Raw genomic sequence first — 16,798 nt, 5'->3', positions numbered from 1 at the left:
GATGACCATGCAAGCCGCATCCACTTCCGCAGTCCAGCCGGCTAACAAGCCCATGACCCACGCCACACCGCACGCTCCCGCGCCCGCTGCGGCGCCAGCCCCCGTCCGCCGCCGCCGCATGGCGCCGCTGGAGCCCGTCAGCCCCACGGCCAAGTGGGTGCTGGGTGTGGCCTTCTTCGTGCTGTTCTTTCTCGTCTGGGCGGCTGTGACGCTGGGCGGCTTCGTCTCCCCGACCTTCCTGGCCAGCCCCATGACCATGGCGCGCGAGGGCGTGCTGCTGTTCACCGAGTACGGCTTCCTGCACGACATCGGCATGACGGTATGGCGCGTGATGGGCGGCTTCATCCTGGCCTCGGTCGTGGCCGTGCCCCTGGGCATCGCCATGGGCGCCTGGAAGCCGGTCGAGGCCTTCTTCGAGCCCTTCGTCTCGTTCTGCCGCTACCTGCCGGCCTCGGCCTTCATCCCGCTGCTGATCCTGTGGGCCGGCGTGGGCGAGACGCAGAAGCTGCTGGTCATCTTCATCGGCTCGGTGTTCCAGATCACGCTGATGGTGGCCGTCACCGTGGGCGGCGCGCGCAAGGACCTGGTGGAGGCCGCCTACACGCTGGGCGCCTCCAACACCGGCGTGGTGCGCCGCGTGCTGATTCCGGGCGCCGCGCCCGGCATTGCCGAGACGCTGCGCCTGGTGCTGGGCTGGGCCTGGACCTATGTGATCGTGGCCGAGCTGATCGGCTCGTCCTCGGGCATCGGCCACATGATCACCGACAGCCAGGCGCTGCTGAACACGGGCCAGATCATCTTCGGCATCATCGTGATCGGCCTCATCGGCCTGGTGTCCGATTTCATCTTCAAGACCGTCAACCGTCGCATGTTCGAGTGGAGCACCCTGTGATGAATCTGCTGTCCATTCAAGGTGTTTCGCGCACCTTCACCAGCCACAAGGGCACGAGCACGCAGGCCTTGCTGCCTGTGGATTTCGAGGTCCGCGAGAACGACTTCGTCACCATCCTCGGCCCCTCGGGCTGCGGCAAGTCCACCATGCTGCGCATTGCGGCGGGGCTGGATTTCCCGACCACGGGCCAGGTGCTGCTGGACGGCCGCGCCGTGGACGGGCCGGGCGCCGACCGGGGCATGGTGTTCCAGAGCTACACGCTGTTTCCGTGGCTGACGGTGGCGCAGAACATCCGCTTCGGCCTGCGCGAGAAGGGTGTGAGCGAGGCGCTGCAAAAGGAGCGCAGCGACTACTTCATCGCCAAGGTGGGGCTGCGCGGCTTCGAGAACCACTTTCCCAAGCAGCTGTCGGGCGGCATGCAGCAGCGCACGGCCATTGCGCGCGCGCTGGCCAATGATCCCAAGATCCTGCTCATGGACGAGCCCTTCGGCGCACTCGACAACCAGACCCGCGTGCTCATGCAGGAGCTGCTGCTGGGCATCTGGGAGGCCGAGCGCAAGACCGTGATGTTCGTCACCCACGACATCGACGAGGCCATCTTCATGGCCAACCGCGTGGCCGTGTTCAGCGCGCGCCCGGGCCGCATCAAGGCCGATATTCCCGTGAACCTGCCGCATCCGCGCCACTACACGGTCAAGACCTCGCCCGAGTTCATGGAGCTGAAAGCCCGGCTGACCGAAGAGATTCGCGCAGAGTCGCTGGCCGCTGCTGCACACTGACGCTTTTCCATGACCACTGCCCACACCATGTCTTCGCGTTCCACGGCTTCCCGACTTTCCGCAACGACGGCGGAGGTGCCCATGGCCCTGTACCAGCAGGTCAAGGACCATGTGCTGCGCAAGATCGCCGATGGCTCGCTGTCGGCCGGCGAGCGCGTGCCGTCCGAGCAGGAGCTGGTGCAGGAGTTCGGCGTGGCCCGCATGACGGCCAACCGCGCGCTGCGCGAGCTGGCCGAGCAGGGCGTGATCGTGCGCGTGGCCGGCGTGGGCTCCTTCGTGGCCGAGGAAAAGCCGCAGTCCACGCTGCTGCGCATCGCCAACATCGCCGAGGAAATCCGCCAGCGCGGCCATGACCACCGCTTCGAGCTGATCAGCGTGCGCCGCGAGTCGGCCTCGCCCGAGGCGGCGGCCTCGCTGCAGCTGTCTGCGGGCAGCTCGGTGTTCCACCTGCAGGGCGTGCATTTCGAGAACGACGTGCCCGTGCAGCTGGAAGACCGCCATGTGAACCCGCGCATGGCGCCGGACTTCATGGAGCAGGACTTCTCGCTGATCCAGCCTTCGGTGTATCTGGTGCGCAACGTGCCCTTCGACCAGATCGAGCATGTGGTGGACGCCATGCTGCCCACGCCCGAGCAGGCGCGCTGGCTGCAGATGGACGCCGACCAGCCCTGCCTGACGCTGACGCGCCGCACCTGGTACCTGGGCACGCCCGTGACCTGGGTGCACTGCGTGCATCCGGGCATGCGCTACCGGCTGGGCAGCCGCTTTCGCACCGACGGCGGATCGCACGACGGCTGAGGCCTGAAAGGCGGGGTTCCCGCTCTTGCGCTGTTCCGCTTCGATTGATATTGTATAGACAGGCATAGACATCCATCCCGGCACACCCTCCCAGACACCGACAGGGCATCACCATGAACACCATCACGACTCCCGGCCTCACCTCCCGTCCCGGCACCGCGCTGACGCTGCAGCCCGGCCAGGTCAGCCTGGCCCAGCTGCGGGCCATCCAGCAGGGCGGCGTGCGCCTGTCCATGGCGGCGTCCGCCTACGAGCGCATGCGCGCCGCCCAGGCCCATGTGCAGCACATCGTGGATGAGGACCAGGTCGTCTATGGCATCAACACCGGCTTCGGCAAGCTGGCCTCCACCAAGATCGCCCATGACCGCCTGGCAGAGCTGCAGCGCAACCTGGTGCTGTCGCACAGCGTGGGCACGGGCGATCCGCTGCCCGACGCCGTGGTGCGCCTGGTGCTGGCCACCAAGGCCGTGAGCCTGGCGCGCGGCCACTCGGGCGTGCGCCCCGAGCTGGTCGATGCGCTGCTGGCCCTGGCCAATGCCGACGTGCTGCCCGTGATCCCCGCCAAGGGCTCGGTGGGCGCCTCGGGCGACCTGGCGCCGCTGTCGCACCTGGCGTGCGTGCTGATCGGCGAAGGCCAGGCCAAGATCGATGGACAGGTGGTGTCCGGCACCGAGGCCATGCGCCACGTGGGCCTGGAGCCCTTCGTGCTCGGCCCCAAGGAAGGGCTGGCCCTGCTCAACGGCACCCAGGTATCCACGGCCCTGGCCCTGGTGGGCCTGTTCCAGGGCGAGAGCGTGTTCGCGGCCGGCCTGGTGGCGGGCTGCCTGACGCTGGAGGCCATCAAGGGCTCGGTCAAGCCGTTTGACGCCCGCATCCACGAGGCCCGCGGCCAGCTTGGCCAGATCGCCGTGGCCGCCGCCGTGCGCGAGCTGCTGGACGGCAGCGCCATCGACACCTCCCACCCCCACTGCGGCCGCGTGCAGGACCCGTACTCCATCCGCTGCGTGCCCCAGGTCATGGGCGCCTGCCTGGACAACCTCAGCCATGCGGCCCGCGTGCTGGTGATCGAGGCCAACGCCGCCTCGGACAACCCGCTGGTCTTCGACAACGGCGACGTGATCTCGGGCGGCAACTTCCACGCCGAGCCCGTGGCCTTCGCGGCCGACATCATCGCCCTGGCCCTGGCCGAGATCGGCGCCATCTCCGAGCGCCGCATGGCCCTGCTGCTGGACACCGGCCTGTCGGGCCTGCCGGCCTTCCTGATTGCCGACAGCGGCGTGAACTCGGGCTTCATGATCGCCCAGGTCACGGCCGCCGCCCTGGCCGCCGAGAACCAGTGCCTGGCCCATCCCAGCAGCGTCACCAGCCTGCCCACCTCGGCCAACCAGGAAGACCATGTCTCCATGGCCACCTACGGCGCGCGGCGTCTGGGCGAGATGGCGCGCAACACCGCCGTCATCGTGGGCGTGGAAGCCATGGCCGCCGCCCAGGGCATGGACTTCGACCGCAGCCTGAACAGCTCCGAGCTGATCGAGGCGCAGTACGCGCTGATCCGCAGCCAGGTTCCGCACCTGGACCGTGACCGCTACCTGGCACCCGACATCGAAACCATGCGCCAGTGGGCGCTTGCCACGGACTGGCCCCAGGCCATCGTCCGCCACCTGCCCAGCCACCAGGCTGCCTGAACCCCGCAACCGCTCACCCCCCGCATCCAGGAGATCGCCATGAACGCCAACGACGCCATCCTCAACGCCAACGCTGCCACGGCTGCCACCAATCCCCGCTATGACGCCAGCCGCGTCATCCGCGCCCCGCGCGGCAGCGAACTGCACTGCAAGAACTGGCTGGCCGAGGCCGCCTACCGCATGCTCCAGAACAACCTGGACCCCGACGTGGCCGAGAACCCCAAGGCCCTGGTGGTCTACGGCGGCATCGGCCGCGCGGCGCGCAACTGGGAGTGCTATGACCAGATCCTGGAGTCGCTCAAGAAGCTGGAGGCCGACGAGTCGCTGCTGATCCAGTCGGGCAAGCCCGTGGGCGTGTTCAAGACGCACGAGAACGCACCGCGCGTGCTGCTGGCCAACTCCAACCTCGTGCCCCAGTGGGCCAACTGGGAGCACTTCAACGAGCTCGACCAGAAGGGCCTGTTCATGTACGGCCAGATGACGGCCGGCAGCTGGATCTACATCGGCGCCCAGGGCATCGTGCAGGGCACGTTCGAGACCTTCGTCGAGGCCGGCCGCCAGCACTACAACAACGACCTCACGGGCAAGTGGATTCTCACGGCGGGCCTGGGCGGCATGGGCGGTGCCCAGCCCCTGGCCGGCGTGCTGGCCGGCGCCTGCGTGCTGGCCATCGAATGCCAGCAAAGCAGCATCGACTTCCGCCTGCGCACGCGCTACCTGGACAAGCAGGCGCGCGACATCGACCACGCGCTGGAGCTCATCGCCCAGCACACGGCCGCGGGCGAGGCCATCTCCATCGGCCTGCTGGGCAATGCCGCCGAAATCCTGCCCGAGCTGGTGCGCCGCGCAAAGGCCGGCGGCGCCCGCCCCGACATCGTGACCGACCAGACCTCGGCCCATGACCTGATCAACGGCTACCTGCCCGTGGGCTGGACCGTGGACGAGTGGCGTGCCGCCGCGGCCGACCCGTCGCGCCATGCCCAGCTCAAGGCCGCTGCCGCCCAGGGCTGCGCCCAGCACGTGCAGGCCATGCTGGACTTCCAGGCCATGGGCATTCCCACGGTGGACTACGGCAACAACATCCGCCAGGTGGCCCTGGACCAGGGCGTGAAGAACGCCTTCGACTTCCCCGGCTTCGTGCCCGCCTACATCCGCCCGCTGTTTTGCGAAGGCAAGGGCCCGTTCCGCTGGGTGGCCCTGTCCGGCGACCCCGAGGACATCTACAAGACCGACGCCAAGATCAAGGAACTGTTCCCCGACAACAAGCACACCCACCGCTGGCTGGACATGGCGCGCGAGCGCATCAGCTTCCAGGGCCTGCCCGCGCGCATCTGCTGGCTGGGACTGGGCGAGCGCCACAAGGCGGCCCTGGCCTTCAACGAGATGGTGAAGAACGGCGAACTCAAGGCCCCCATCGTGATCGGCCGCGACCACCTGGACTGCGGCTCGGTGGCCAGCCCCAACCGCGAGACCGAATCCATGAAGGACGGCACGGACGCCGTCAGCGACTGGCCGCTGCTCAACGCCCTGCTCAACACCGCAGGCGGCGCCACCTGGGTCAGCCTGCACCACGGCGGCGGCGTGGGCATGGGCTACTCCCAGCATGCGGGCGTGGTCATCGTGGCCGATGGCACGGACGAGGCCGCCGCCCGCCTGGGCCGCGTGCTCTGGAACGATCCGGCCACCGGCGTGATGCGCCATGCCGACGCGGGCTACGACATTGCCGTGGCTGCGGCCAAGCGCCATCAGCTGAACCTGCCCATGGTCAAGTGAGCCGCTGGCAGGACACCACGGCAATGCAGCGTTTCGACCTGAACCAGATCGCCGCCAGCCCCTGGAAGAACGGGGGCGGCAGCACGCGCGAGATCGCCTGCTGGCCGCCCGGGGCGGGCATGGAGGCCTTTGGCTGGCGCATCAGCGTGGCCACCATTGACCAGCCCGGCCCGTTCTCGGCCTTTGCGGGCGTGGACCGGCAGATCATGCTGCTCGATGGCGACGGCGTGCACCTGCGCGGCGAAGGCATCGACCATGTGCTGGACGCGCGCTGGCAGCCGTTTGCCTTCTCCGGCGATGTGGCGCTGGGCTGCTCGCTGCTGGGCGGCACTTCCACCGACTTCAACGTGATGGCGCGGCGCGGCCGGTGGCGGGCGCAGGTCCAGGTGCTGGACAGCGCGGCCGACGCCGGCCGCGCCGACGCCGGCCTGTGCATGGTGCTGCAGGGCAACTGGCAGGCGGATGGCGCTGCGCTCATCCCCGGCCAGGGCCTGTGGTGGAGCGCGCAGCAGCCCGACCCGCAGCAGCTGGTGCCGCAGACCGACGACGCGCGGCTGGTGCAGGTGCTGCTGCAAGCCTGCTGACGACCCACGACATCCAAGGAATCACCCGCCATGACCGAGCCCCACGCACCCGCTTCTGCATCCGCTTCCGCACTCGCTCCATCCTCTTCGGCCGACGGCTGCTGGCAGAACCTGCGCCTGGCGCCTGACATGTTCGAGGCCGGCCAGGCCGTGGGTGACGGGGAGGATGCCTGCATCGTGGTGCAGCAGGGCCGTGTGGCCTGGGTGGGGCCGCAGCAGGCCCTGCCGCCCGCATATGCGTCCCTGCCGCGCCATGACGGCCAGGGCATGCTGGCCACGCCGGGCCTGGTCGATTGCCACACCCACCTGGTCTATGGCGGCGAGCGCGCCAACGAATTCGCCATGCGCCTGGACGGCGCCAGCTACGAGGAAGTGGCACGCGCCGGCGGCGGCATCGTCTCCAGCGTGCGTGCCACGCGCGAGGCCAGCGAGGACGAGCTGTTCGCCCAGGCCCTGCCGCGCCTGCAGCAGCTGCTGGACGAGGGCGTCTGCGCCATCGAGATCAAGTCGGGCTACGGCCTGGCGCTGGAGCACGAGCGCAAGCAGCTGCGCGTGGCCCGGCGCCTGGGCCAGGCCCTGGGCGTGACCGTGCGCACCACCTTCCTGGGTGCGCATGCGCTGCCGCCCGAGTACGCAGGGCGCAGCCAGGACTACATCGACCTCGTCGCCGGCACCATGCTGCCCGCGCTGGCGGCCGAGGGCCTGGTCGATGCGGTCGATGTGTTCTGCGAGCGCATCGCCTTCTCGTTGGCCGAGACCGAGCAGGTCTTCCAGGCCGCACGCCGCCTGGGCCTGCCCGTCAAGCTGCATGCCGAGCAGCTGTCGAACATGGAGGGGGCGGCCCTCGCGGCCCGCTATGGCGCGCTGTCGTGCGATCACATCGAGCACCTGTCCGAATCCGGCATCGCCGCCATGCGCGGCGCGGGTTCCGTGGCCGTGCTGCTGCCCGGCGCCTACTACACGCTGCGTGACACCCACATGCCGCCCATCGCGGGCCTGCGCGCCGCGGGCGTTCCCATGGCCGTCTCTACCGATCACAATCCGGGCACCTCCCCCTGCCTGAGCCTTTTGCTCATGGCCAACATGGCCTGCACCCTGTTCCGGCTCACCGTGCCCGAGGCCCTGGCGGGCATCACCCGCCATGCCGCGCGCGCCCTGGGCCTGCAGGACGAGCATGGCCTGATCGCGGCCGGCCGTCCCGCCCACTTCGTGCTTTGGCCCGTGCGCCATGCGGCCGAGCTGGCCTATTGGTTCGGCAACCGGCCGGACTGCACCATCGTGCGCCAGGGCCGCATCGTGCGGACCCGCAGGCAGGGGAGCCACTGAAAGCCTGCTCATGTCCCATGCACTGTTTCTCGATGAATTGATTTCCACCCTGGGCGCCGAAGTGGCGCAGCGCGGCGACGATGTGCCCGCGCGCTACCACACCGACTGGAGCGGCACGCCGCCCCAGCGCCCGCTGGCCCTGGTGCGCCCGCGCAGCACCGACGAGATCAGCGCGCTCATGCGCCTGTGCACGGCCCACCGCGTGCCTGTCGTGCCCCAGGGCGGGCTCACGGGCCTGGCCGGTGCGGCCGTGCCCGTGGCGGGTGCCGTGGCCGTCTCCATGGAGCGCATGAATGCCATCGAGGACGTGAACGCGCGCACCGCGCTGATGACCGTGCAGGCCGGCGCCACGCTGCAGGCCGTGCAGGAGGCGGCCGTGGCCGTAGGCATGGTCTTCGGCGTGGACCTGGGCGCGCGCGGCAGCTGCCAGATCGGCGGCAACGTGGCCACCAATGCGGGCGGCAACGGCGTGCTGCAGCACGGCATGATGCGCGAGCAGGTGCTGGGCCTGGAGGTGGTGCTGGCCGACGGCACGGTGCTGCCCATGCTGCGCCCCATGCTCAAGAACAACACGGGCTACGACCTCAAGCAGTTCTTCATCGGCTCGGAGGGCACGCTGGGCATCGTCACGCGCGTGCTGCTGCGCCTGCGTCCCGCGCCCCAGGCCCGCGCCACGGCCCTGGTGGCCGTGCCGGACTTCGATGCGGCGCTGTCCGTGCTCGCGCGCATGCAATCGCGCTTCGGCAACGGCGTGGCGGCCTTCGAGCTGATGTGGGACAGCTTCATCCAGGCCTCCATCCGCTGGCAGAAGCTGCAGCCGCCCTTTGGCCAGGCGCATGCGCTGCTGGCCCTGATCGATGTGGACGGCAAGGACGAGGCCACGCTGCGCGCCGACGTGGAAGAGGCCCTGGGCGAGGCCATGGAGGCCGGCGAGGTGGCCGATGCCGTCATCGCCCAGTCCGTGGCACAGGCGCGCCAGCTGTGGAAGCTGCGCGAGGCACCGGCCGAACTCAACACGAACATGCATCCGCCCGTCAACTTCGACGTCAGCCTGCCCCAGGCCGACATCGGCCGCTTCGCCGATGCCTGCCGCGCCGCGTTCGACGCGCGCTGGCCCGGCCACCACTCGCTGTTCTTCGGCCATGTGGGCGACGGCAACCTGCATGTCTCGGTGGACGGTGCCACCGCCAACGGTGATTGCGATGGCGTCGAGGCCGCGCTGTACCACCTGGTCGGCGAGTTCGGCGGCAGCGTCTCGGCCGAGCACGGCATCGGCCTGCACAAGAAGCCCTATCTCGGCGCCAGCCGCACGCCGGCCGAACTGGCCGTGATGCGCGCCATCAAGCAGGCGCTGGACCCCCTGCATCTGTTCAACCCCGGCAAGGTATTCGACCTATGAACGCTCCCGCCATCCACGCGATCCACACCCTGGCACGCCCCGAAGTGCCGCCGCTGCCGCCCTACAACGCAGGCCTGTCCTCCGAGGCCGTGCGGGCGCGCTACGGCGTCACCGAGATCGCGCGGCTGGCGAGCAACGAGAACCCCTTTGGCGCCAGCCCCGCCGTGGCCCGCGCCCTGGCCGACCTGGCCCTGCATGTGGGCACCTATCCCGATGCGCAATGCACGGCGCTGCGCGCGGCCATCGCGGCGCGCACCGGCGTGCCGGCCGAGGCCATTGCCGTGGGCAACGGCTCCGAGGACATCCTGCAGATGCTCTGCCAGGCCTTTCTCTCGCCCGGCGACCGCGTGCTCACCCAGCGCCCGGCCTTCGGCCTGCACGAGATCTACCCGCGCATGATGGGCGCCCGCGTCGAGCTGCTGGAGCTGACGCCCGCGCTGGGCTTCGACGTCGATGCCTGGTGCCAGGCGCTGGCGCGCGGCCCCAAGATCGCCATGCTGGCCAACCCCTCCAATCCCGTGGGCTGCATGTTCAGCGCCGACGATTTCGCGCGCCTGCTGGACGCCACGCCGCCGCAGACCCTGCTGGTGGTGGACGAGGCCTACTACGAGTACGCCCTGCACGCCGACGGCTACCCCGACGTGCTGGCCCTGCTGCGCGGCCGCGCCATGCCCTGGATCGTGCTGCGCACCTTCTCCAAGGCCTGGGGCCTGGCCGGCCTGCGCGTGGGCTATGGCCTGGCCAGCGATGCGGCCCTGGTGCAACTGCTGGACCGCGTGCGCACGCCCTTCAACGTCAACCAGGCGGCCCAGGCGGCGGCGCTGGCGGCCTGGGGCGATGAGGGCTTCATGCAGCGCGGCGTGGCCGAGACCGTGCGCCTGCGCGATGTGCTGGCGCAGCGGCTGGCCGCCCTGCCTGCACTGCCCGCACTTCGGATGGCGCCTTCGGCCGCCAACTTCCTGTTCATCGACATCGGCCGCCCCAACGGCCCGGTGAACGAGGCGCTGCTGGCCCGGGGCATCATCACCAAGCCCTGGAAGGAGCCGGGCTTCGAGCACTTCATCCGCGTCTCCGTGGGCACGGAGGCCGACAACGAACGCTTCGTGCGCGCGCTGGCCGAGATCCTGGAGGCCGTGCAATGAGCGGCATCGACCCGACACCCGGCAGCCGCACGCTGTTCGCTGAGCACGCGCTGCTGCCCACGGGCTGGGCGCGCAATGTGCTGCTGCGCTGGGATGGCGCAGGGCGCCTGCTGGCCGTACAGGCCGACGCCCCGCCCGGCAGCGCGCCGCGCGCGCCCGGCCCCGTGCTGCCCGGCATGCCCAACCTGCACTCGCATGCCTTCCAGCGCGCCTTTGCGGGCCTGACCGAATACCGCGCCGAGGCCCAGGACAGCTTCTGGAGCTGGCGCGACCTCATGTACCGCTTTGCCGCGCGCATCACGCCCGAGTCGCTGGAGGCCATCGCCACCTGGCTGTACGTGGAGATGCTGGAGGCCGGCTACACCTCGGTGTGCGAGTTCCACTACGTGCACCACGACCGGGATGGCCGGCCCTATGCCGACGACGCCACGCTGTCCCTGGCCCTGCTGCGCGCCGCGCGCAAGGCCGGCATGGGCATCACCCTGCTGCCCGTGCTCTACCAGACCAGCGGCTTCGGCGGCAAGCCGCCGCGCGCCGACCAGGCCCGCTTCATCCGCAGCACCGACAACATGCTGGCCCTGCTGCAGCGCCTGCTGCCCGAGGCCCATGCCCAAGGCGCGGCTCTGGGCCTGGCGCCGCACTCGCTGCGCGCCGTGCCGCCCGACAGCCTGCGCGCGGCGGTGGAGGGCCTGACGGCGCTGGACGCGCGCGCGCCCATCCACATCCACATTGCCGAGCAGACCCAGGAGGTGGACGACTGCCTGGCCTGGAGCGGCCAGCGCCCCGTGCAATGGCTGCTGGAGCATGCCCCCGTGGACGCGCGCTGGTGCCTGGTCCACGCCACCCACATGACGCCCGGTGAATACGCGGGCGCCGCGCGCAGCGGCGCCGTGGCCGGCATCTGCCCCACTACCGAGGCCAACCTGGGCGATGGCATCTTCGACATGCCGCAATGGCTGGGCCACGGCGGCGCCTGGGGCGTGGGCTCGGACAGCCATGCCTGCGTCAACGCGGCCGAGGAACTGCTGATGCTCGAATACAGCCAGCGCTTGTCGCTGCGCCAGCGCAACGTGCTGGCAGGCCCCGACCCGCAGGTGGGCACCGCGCTGTGGACCGCCGCCGTGCAGGGCGGTGCCCAGGCCGCAGGCCGCCCCGTGGCCGGGCTGGCCGTGGGCCAGCAGGCCGACTTCCTGGCGCTGGACGCAGGCCATGTGGCGCTGGCCGGCCTGCCGGTGCAGGCCATGGTCTCGGCCCATGTCTTCGGCAGCCACCGCAGCAGCGCGCTGCACAGCCTTTGGGTGGGCGGCGAGCGCCGCGTGCAGGCTGGACGGCATGCGCTGCACGAGGCGGCGGCCCGCGGCTTTGTCGCGGCACGCGCGGCCACCCTGCAATCCTGAGGCACCCGCATGCCATGGGCCCGCAAAAACCGCCAGAAACGTTCCAGAATCACACCATGACCGATACCGCTCCCCCTCCCTTCGTCTTCCACCAGGGCACGGCGCCGCTGCTGATCTCCATGCCGCATGCGGGCACCCATGTGCCTCCCGACATCGCCGCGCGCCTGACCGAGGAAGCCCGCCACGTGCCCGACACCGACTGGCACCTGCCGCGCCTGTACGAGTTCGCCAAGGCCATGGGCGCCTCCATCCTCGTGGCCACGCATTCGCGCTATGTGGTGGACCTGAACCGTCCGCCCGATGGCGCCAGCCTCTACCCGGGCCAGAGCGTCACCGGCCTGTGCCCCGTGGACACCTTCGACGACACGCCGCTGTACGCCGACCCGGCCGATGTGCCCGCAGACGCCGAGATCGCCGCGCGCCGCGAGGCCATCTGGGGCCCGTACCACGCACAGCTGCGCGCCGAGCTGGACCGCCTCAAGGCCGTGCACGGCACCGTGGCGCTGTGGGATGCGCACTCCATCCGCTCGGTGCTGCCGCGTTTCTTCGAAGGCAAGCTGCCAGACCTGAACCTGGGCACCGGCAAGGGCACGAGCTGCGCGCTGGAGCTGGCCGAGCATCTGCTGGCCATTGCGCAGACCGCGCCGGGCCACACCGCCATACTCAACGGCCGCTTCACGGGCGGCTACATCACGCGCCACTACGGCCAGCCCGAGGCCGGCATCCACGCCGTGCAGCTGGAGATGACGCAGTGCAGCTACATGCAGGAAGCCCTGCCCTTCGACTACCTGCCCGAGCGCGCCGAACAGATCCAGCCCACGCTGCAGCGCATGCTGCAGGCGGTGCTGGACTTCGTCACGACACGGCGCGTGTCCTGATCAGCCTTCGTCGTGGCAGTGGCCCGGGCAGGGCCCGCCCATGGCCACGGGCGGCGGGTCGCCCAGCCAGCGGCGCGGCCCGGGGCCGTTCTGTGCGCACAGGTCGCCGGGGTTGTGCAGCACGCAGTGGCGCAGCGACAGGCAACCGCAGCCAATGCACTGGTCCAGGCTCTCGCTGAGCCGCTGCAGCTCGCCTATGCGGTCGTCCAGCCGCTGCTTCCAGACCCGCGACATCTTCTGCCAGTCCCCGCCCGTGGGGACGTGACGGCTGGGCAGCTTGGCCAGCTGCTCGGCGATCTCCTCCAGCGTGAAGCCTATGCGCTGGGCGAACACCACGAAGGCGATGCGCCGCAGCGACGAGCGGTGATAGCGCCGATGGCCGCTGGCGCTGCGCACGGACTCGATCAGGTTCAGCGACTCGTAAAAGCGCAGCGCCGAGGCCTTGACCCCGCTGCGCTGCGCCACGTCGCCGATGCTGAGCAGCGGATCATCCTCGGTTTTCATGGTGGCTTTCCTTTGTGGCTTGACTTCAAGTTCACTTGAACTCGAAGAATGCGGCCATTCTGAGCGAAAGCGCAGGAACAGGGCAACCGGGTCTGTACCGCCCATGCGAGCGTCCTGGCCGGACTGCGAAATTCTTTGGCTGAGTGCTGCAATGACGCAGCTGCCGTTCATTCATACAGTAATGGGTCTCATTTGTATTGAATGGCATCGGCCGGAGGTTTCCATGTACATCGACAGCAGCAGCTTTCCCCTGGTCCGCATGGGCTACGAGCGCGACAAGGCCGTGCCCGTGGACCGCTTGCTGGAGGATTTCTCGGCCCTGCTGGCCCGCGGCCAGGCCTTTGTCTTCTTCAGCGACGGCGACATGTCCCAGGAGGAGCGCTCACCTGAGGAGCGCAAGCAGGTCGTGCTGTGGATGAAGGCCCGCCGCCCCGAGCTCAAAAGCCTGGTGCGCGCCCTGGTCCACGCCGAGCCCGATGCGCACAAGCGCGCCGAGGCCGAGGCCTTCGCACAGATGTTCGGCAAGGCCTGGGGCTATCCCATGCTGTTGGTGGCCTCCCCCGAGGAGGCGCAGCAGCGTGCACGGGAGCTGCTCGGGTCCGATTGATGACCGATTGACATGAACTGAGAGAAACACCATGAATGCCGTGGATTCCGCCCTGCTCAAAGTCCTGCCCGAGAGATGGGACCCCGATCATGTGGACCGTCCCGTGATCGTCCTGCCCATGCGGTCGGGCCCCGGCGACTGGGGGATGAACTTCCATGCCCACCGCAAGAGCCAGCTCATGGTCACCCATGCGGGGCTGATCACGCTGGAGACCGATGCGGGCGTCTGCGTGGTGCCGCCGCGCAGCGCCGCCTGGATTCCGGGCGGCACGCTGCACCGCGTCAGCTGCAGCGGTGCGGCCAGCGGCTACGTGGTCTTTGTCGAGGCAGGGGCCGTACGCCCCGTGCCCGGACCCTGCCATGCGCTGGCCGTCTCGCCCTTTCTCAGTGCGCTGCTGGACCGCGTGCAGGGCCTGCCGCAGGACTACGAGCCCGACAGCGGCGATGGCCGGCTCATGCAGGTGCTGCTCGACGAGATCCAGGCGGCACAGCCCGAAGGACTGCACCTGCCCCTGCCGCACGACCGGCGCCTGCGCCGCATGACCAACGCCCTGTGCGAGCAGCCGCAACTGCAGGCACGGCTGGCCGACTGGGCCCAGCGCATCGGCATGAGCGAGCGCAGCATGACGCGGCTGTTCCTGGCCGAGACCGGGCTTACGGTCAACCAGTGGCGCCGCCAGCTGCATGTGCTCACCGCACTGCAAAAGCTGTCCGAGGGACTGCGCATACAGACCGTGGCAGATGCCCTGGGCTACGAGAGCGCACCCGCCTTCGTGACCATGTTCCGCAAGGCGGTGGGCACCTCGCCGCGCCGCTTCCTGGCGCTGCGCAGCGCACCCTTGGCGGGCGGCGGCGCAGGCCTCTGAGGCCTGCGGCCCCGTGAACATCACGACAGCCGCAGCCCCAGGCCCAGCAGCACGGCCACCACCATCGCAGCGGCAAAGACATCCCAGCGCCGTATGCGCCGGTAGCGCAGGAGCAGGACCAGCACGATGCCGATCAGCGTGATCAGGCGCGCCTGGAACACCGTGCCCAGCAAGAAGCAGATCACGATCTGCGCCCAGTAGGTCAGCAGGCCGGGCATCGGCGATGGGCCGGGTGCCTGGGCGTCGGGGCTCGGCGCCTGTGCGGGCTGCTGCTGCGGCGTGTTCACGGCCGGCCGAGCGGCCGCAGCTGCCTGGGTGCGTGCGGCCTCGCGCTCCTGCAGCCGCTGTTCGCGCCGCTGCTGGTCGGTCTTCTCGATCACGGGTGCCGCCGGCTCGGCCGGCTGCCACCACGTCTTGCCGCTGGCCAGCGCAGGCGCCTGCCCGCTGGCGGCCAGACGCCGGAACTGTGCGCTTGCGGGCGGCTGTGCACGCGCCGCCGCGCGGTCCTGCCGGCTGGCTTGCAGCAGGGCATCGTTGGCGCGGTCGATGGGGCTGCGTGTGAGCTGGCGGGCCTGGCCCAGCAGCGGGCCGCCCTGCACGGGGTCGACCTGGTACACGAACTGCGCCAGTCCCAGCAATTGCGAGGGCTGGGCTGCCTGCCCCTGCCAGTGCGCCGGCTTGCCGGCGCTGGCCTGCGTGGCGCGGTGCAGGGCGGCGCGCAGGCGCCTGCGCGTCTCGCGCGATACGCCGGGCTTGTCCGCGTTCACCACCAGCCCCGTGACCTCCTGGCGGCGGCCCTTGCGCATCACGCGCTCCTTGTCGGGGTGGGGCGTGAAGCCTTCGTCGCGCAGTATCCAGCGCACGCGGCCCAGCAGCCGGCCCACGTTGTCGCGCGCGGCCTCGCCCGAGGCGGAGAAGGTCAGGTCGTCCGCATAGCGCGTGTACACAAAGCCCAGCTGCCTGGCCAGGCCCAGCAGGCGCCGGTCCAGGCGGCGGCACAGCAGGTTGGTGAGCATGGGGCTGGTGGGCGCGCCCTGGGGCAGCACGCGCTCGCGCGCCTTGCCGCCGACGAAGAGCTTCTCGCCATCCACCTGCCAGGCCTGGGCGCGGTTTTCGCTGCACAGCAGGGCCAGGAGGGTGGCCATGGCCTCGCCATAGCCCAGATGACGGAATACTCCCTTGATGCGGCCGAAGGCAATGCTGGGAAAGAAGTCCTTCACATCCAGGTTGATGACCACGTCGTGGCCCGCATGCGGCGCGGCATTGCTCACGATGGAGCGGCCGGCCAGGAAGCCGTGGGCGGCATCGTGCGCGGGCACCTTGGCGAGGATGTTGTCCAGCACCCAGTACTGCGCGCGCTTGAGGCGAGGCATGGGCGCGGAGATCAGCCGCTCGCCGCCGGTCTTCTTGGGCAGGGTGAACGAGTGGTAGTGGTGGGTGCGGGCCACCTCGCGGTGAAAGCCCAGGAAGCGCAGCTCGGCCACGGTGATGCCCATGGCATCGGCCAGTTGCGCCGCATCGGCAAGTTCCGGCAGGCCATGCCGGGCCAGCCTTTGCGGGTCGGCCTGCCGGCGTTCCCCGGCAGCAGGCGGTGCCTCACCGGCCTGCGGCCCCTGCAGGGCAGCGGAGACGCCGGGGCCCAGATAGCCCACGTGCGTGGCCCGCTTGGCATGCCAGGCCAGCGCCTTGTCGTGGCGCTCCTGGGCCTGGCGACGTTTGGTTTCCTCGCGCTGGGCCAGCGCCTTTTGCATGCGCTCCTTGCGCATCTGGCGCAGTGCGCGCTGGGGGTTCTGGCGCACGGCGATCTGCTGGCGCAGCTCGGCCAGCTCGCGCTGCAGCTCGCCTTCGCGCTGGATGTGGGCGGCGGCCAGCTGCGGCTGTCCCTCGTCCTTGGGCCAGAAGCCCAGGCGCTGCATCTCGTCGAGGATGACTTCCTGTTTGCTGGAGGCCTTGATGCGCTCGTAGATCTCGGCGCGTGTGGGTTGCGGCTGGCTCATGCGGCCACCCCGGCAAGGCGGGCCCGGCCGCTGTGCGGCGGGCAAAGAAATGGAGCGACGCGCTTCTCGTCGAAGAGCCCGCAGGGCTCACGGGACGGGAGCTGTTCGCTCGACGCCACCCCGCGACGGTATGCGTGTTTCGCTTGTGGCAAGCCACTCAGGAAAACGCATA

The 16,798-nt window shown here is 70.0% G+C and carries 15 protein-coding genes; 13 read left to right on the top strand and 2 right to left on the bottom strand.

From position 1 onward, the window contains the following. Nucleotides 1-52: 52 nt before the first annotated feature. The 11 genes from BO996_RS02305 to hutG all read left to right on the top strand — a co-directional run bounded on the left by BO996_RS02305 (nucleotide 53) and on the right by hutG (nucleotide 12,653). Nucleotides 53-892, top strand: coding sequence for an ABC transporter permease (locus tag BO996_RS02305; protein ID WP_046240485.1), 840 nt, complete (start codon nucleotides 53-55; stop codon nucleotides 890-892). After that, nucleotides 892-1,671 carry an ABC transporter ATP-binding protein gene (locus BO996_RS02300; protein WP_012202086.1) on the top strand — a complete coding sequence of 260 codons (780 nt, stop codon included), beginning with the start codon at nucleotides 892-894 and terminating at the stop codon, nucleotides 1,669-1,671. Before BO996_RS02305 ends, BO996_RS02300 begins: the two co-directional genes overlap by 1 nt. 27 nt (nucleotides 1,672-1,698) lie before the next feature. Continuing rightward, a complete protein-coding gene (gene hutC, locus BO996_RS02295; RefSeq protein ID WP_049801468.1) occupies nucleotides 1,699-2,469 on the top strand; it encodes a histidine utilization repressor in 771 nt (256 codons plus the stop codon). Between the two features lie 113 nt (nucleotides 2,470-2,582). Next, nucleotides 2,583-4,154 (top strand): histidine ammonia-lyase, encoded by a 1,572-nt coding sequence (hutH, locus tag BO996_RS02290; protein ID WP_013800045.1) that lies wholly within the window; start codon nucleotides 2,583-2,585, stop codon nucleotides 4,152-4,154. 39 nt (nucleotides 4,155-4,193) lie between these two features. Next, the gene (hutU, locus tag BO996_RS02285; protein ID WP_016447381.1) at nucleotides 4,194-5,927 is read left to right on the top strand and encodes a urocanate hydratase; all 1,734 of its coding nucleotides are present in this window, start codon (nucleotides 4,194-4,196) and stop codon (nucleotides 5,925-5,927) included. A 23-nt stretch (nucleotides 5,928-5,950) separates the two neighbouring features. Next, the gene (locus BO996_RS02280) at nucleotides 5,951-6,511 is read left to right on the top strand and encodes a HutD/Ves family protein (RefSeq protein WP_043783094.1); all 561 of its coding nucleotides are present in this window, start codon (nucleotides 5,951-5,953) and stop codon (nucleotides 6,509-6,511) included. A 30-nt stretch (nucleotides 6,512-6,541) separates the two neighbouring features. Continuing rightward, nucleotides 6,542-7,837, top strand: a complete 1,296-nt coding sequence (gene hutI, locus BO996_RS02275) for an imidazolonepropionase (RefSeq protein WP_043823309.1) — start codon at nucleotides 6,542-6,544, stop codon at nucleotides 7,835-7,837. 10 nt (nucleotides 7,838-7,847) lie between these two features. After that, nucleotides 7,848-9,236 carry an FAD-binding oxidoreductase gene (locus BO996_RS02270; RefSeq protein ID WP_071953903.1) on the top strand — a complete coding sequence of 463 codons (1,389 nt, stop codon included), beginning with the start codon at nucleotides 7,848-7,850 and terminating at the stop codon, nucleotides 9,234-9,236. Continuing rightward, a complete protein-coding gene (locus BO996_RS02265; RefSeq protein ID WP_071953902.1) occupies nucleotides 9,233-10,378 on the top strand; it encodes a histidinol-phosphate transaminase in 1,146 nt (381 codons plus the stop codon). The genes BO996_RS02270 and BO996_RS02265 overlap by 4 nt, the downstream gene beginning before the upstream one ends. Then, on the top strand, nucleotides 10,375-11,775 hold the full coding sequence (locus BO996_RS02260) for a formimidoylglutamate deiminase (protein WP_071953901.1): 1,401 nt from the start codon (nucleotides 10,375-10,377) through the stop codon (nucleotides 11,773-11,775). The genes BO996_RS02265 and BO996_RS02260 overlap by 4 nt, the downstream gene beginning before the upstream one ends. Before the next feature lie 14 nt (nucleotides 11,776-11,789). Beyond that, nucleotides 11,790-12,653, top strand: a complete 864-nt coding sequence (gene hutG, locus BO996_RS02255; protein ID WP_013800051.1) for an N-formylglutamate deformylase — start codon at nucleotides 11,790-11,792, stop codon at nucleotides 12,651-12,653. On the opposite strand, the gene soxR is transcribed toward hutG, so the two are convergent. Next, a complete protein-coding gene (soxR, locus tag BO996_RS02250; protein WP_012202096.1) occupies nucleotides 12,654-13,157 on the bottom strand; it encodes a redox-sensitive transcriptional activator SoxR in 504 nt (167 codons plus the stop codon). It abuts the gene before it with no gap. Nucleotides 13,158-13,380: 223 nt separating this feature from the next. On the opposite strand from soxR, the gene BO996_RS02245 reads away from it, so the two are divergent. Both BO996_RS02245 and BO996_RS02240 read left to right on the top strand, forming a co-directional pair. Further along, nucleotides 13,381-13,764: a hypothetical protein gene (locus BO996_RS02245; RefSeq protein ID WP_016447388.1), complete on the top strand. Its 384-nt coding sequence runs from the start codon at nucleotides 13,381-13,383 to the stop codon at nucleotides 13,762-13,764. A gap of 31 nt (nucleotides 13,765-13,795) precedes the next feature. After that, nucleotides 13,796-14,629, top strand: coding sequence for a helix-turn-helix domain-containing protein (locus BO996_RS02240; protein ID WP_013800053.1), 834 nt, complete (start codon nucleotides 13,796-13,798; stop codon nucleotides 14,627-14,629). Nucleotides 14,630-14,649: 20 nt separating this feature from the next. Here BO996_RS02240 and BO996_RS02235 read toward each other — a convergent pair whose 3' ends face one another. Then, entirely contained in the window at nucleotides 14,650-16,626 is a 1,977-nt protein-coding gene (locus BO996_RS02235) for a reverse transcriptase family protein (protein WP_071953900.1), read from the bottom strand. Nucleotides 16,627-16,798 lie beyond the last annotated feature (172 nt).

It is taken from the genome of Delftia sp. HK171 (assembly GCF_001886655.1).
GTDB lineage: Bacteria > Pseudomonadota > Gammaproteobacteria > Burkholderiales > Burkholderiaceae_C > Comamonas > Comamonas acidovorans.
Note: the sequence above shows the minus strand (reverse complement) of the source record. Positions and strands in the feature narration are given on the sequence as shown.